The following is a 310-nucleotide window of genomic DNA, read 5'->3' as shown; positions in this document are numbered from 1 at the left end:
CAGCGGGTGTGGCCGATGCCCGCGAGACCGCGCAGCGGCTCATGCACCAGCTTGTCGGACAGGTTCACCAGCTTGCCCACCGCGCGGCGGCGGTCGAGACGGCCCGCGTCCAGCGTCGCGATGCCGGCGCTGTCATAGCCGCGATATTCGAGCCGGCCGAGCGCCTCGACCAGCAGCGGCGCGGCCTCGTGAGTTCCCAATACGCCGACGATCCCACACATCTCAGTTATCCCTGGTCTTGGCGGCCTTCGCGGCGCGCAGCTTCTCGAAGAACCGGGTCGCGAAGCCCGGCTTGTTGTCCTGGCGCGCC

General features: G+C 69.7%; 1 pseudogene. It reads right to left on the bottom strand.

The window, feature by feature from the left end:
• Positions 1-221: pseudogene (locus tag O4G76_RS20285) on the bottom strand (glutamine--fructose-6-phosphate aminotransferase); the annotation flags it as partial.
• Positions 222-310: the final 89 nt, after the last annotated feature.

The sequence above is a fragment of the Limimaricola sp. G21655-S1 genome, from assembly GCF_027213785.1.
Taxonomy (GTDB): domain Bacteria; phylum Pseudomonadota; class Alphaproteobacteria; order Rhodobacterales; family Rhodobacteraceae; genus Limimaricola.
Note: the sequence above shows the minus strand (reverse complement) of the source record. Positions and strands in the feature narration are given on the sequence as shown.